The 1,687-nt window shown below is 40.7% G+C and carries 1 protein-coding gene; it reads left to right on the top strand.

Annotated elements, in window-relative coordinates; translation table 11 throughout:
• The coding region (locus ACYVK3_RS19930) for a hemagglutinin (RefSeq protein WP_460499098.1) at nucleotides 1–1,633 on the top strand (1,633 nt) is incomplete at its 5' end.
• Nucleotides 1,634–1,687: the final 54 nt, after the last annotated feature.

Below are 1,687 nucleotides of genomic sequence, written 5' to 3' on the forward strand. Positions count from 1 at the left end.
CCATGCAAACAACTCGACAGAGCAGGTTGACACAATAATGGAAAAAAACGTCACTGTTACGCATGCTCAAGACATACTGGAAAAGACACACAACGGGAAGCTCTGCAGGTTGAATGGAGTGAAACCTTTGATTTTAAAGGATTGTAGTGTAGCTGGATGGCTTCTTGGAAACCCAATGTGCGACGAGTTCATCAGTGTGCCAGAATGGTCCTATATAGTGGAGAGGGTTAACCCAGCAAATGACCTCTGTTACCCAGGGAATCTCAATGACTATGAAGAGCTGAAACACCTATTGAGCAGAATAAATCATTTTGAGAAGACCCGGATCATCCCCAAGAGTTCTTGGTCCAGTCATACATCATCCGGGGTGAGCGCAGCATGTCCATACCAAGGAAATGCCTCCTTTTTTAGAAATGTGGTGTGGCTTACCAAAAAGAATGATGCATACCCGACAATAAAGATGAGCTACAATAATACCAATAAAGAAGATCTTTTGATACTGTGGGGAATCCATCATTCCAACAGTGCAGAGGAGCAGACAAAACTCTACAGAAACCCAACCACTTATGTCTCTGTTGGGACATCAACATTAAACCAGAGGTTGGTGCCAAAAATAGCTACTAGATCCCAAGTAAATGGGCAAAGTGGAAGAATGGATTTCTTCTGGACAATGTTGAAACCGAATGATGCAATCCACTTCGAGAGCAATGGAAATTTTATCGCCCCAGAATATGCATACAAAATTATCAAGACAGGAGACTCAACAATTATGAAAAGTGAAATAGAATATGGTCACTGCAACACCAAGTGTCAAACTCCAATAGGGGCGATAAACTCTAGTATGCCATTCCACAATATACATCCTCTCACTATCGGGGAGTGCCCCAAATATGTGAAATCAAACAAATTAGTCCTTGCAACTGGGCTCAGAAATAGTCCTCTAAAAGAAAGAAGAAGGAAAAGAGGACTGTTTGGAGCTATAGCAGGATTTATAGAGGGAGGATGGCAAGGAATGGTAGATGGTTGGTATGGGTACCACCATAGTAATGAACAGGGAAGTGGGTATGCTGCAGACAGAGAATCCACCCAAAAGGCAATAGATGGAGTCACCAACAAGGTCAACTCAATAATTGACAAAATGAACACTCAATTTGAGGCCGTTGGAAGGGAATTTAATAACTTAGAACGGAGAATAGAGAATTTGAATAAGAAAATGGAAGATGGATTCCTAGATGTTTGGACTTATAATGCTGAACTTTTAGTTCTCATGGAAAATGAGAGAACTCTAGATTTCCATGATTCAAATGTCAAGAACCTCTATGACAAAGTCCGGCTACAGCTTAGAGATAATGCAAAGGAGCTGGGTAATGGCTGTTTCGAGTTTTATCACAAATGTGATAATGAATGTATGGAAAGTGTAAGAAATGGAACGTATGACTACCCCCAGTACTCAGAAGAAGCAAGATTAAAAAGGGAAGAAATAGGCGGAGTGAAATTGGAATCAATAGGAACTTACCAAATACTGTCAATTTATTCAACGGTAGCGAGTTCCCTAGTACTGGCAATCATTGTGGCTGGTCTATCTTTATGGATGTGCTCCAATGGGTCGTTACAATGCAGAATTTGCATTTAAATTTGTGAGCTCAAATTGTAATTAAAAACACCCTTGTTTCTACTGATCACGCGT

The organism is Glycomyces tarimensis, assembly GCF_054776215.1.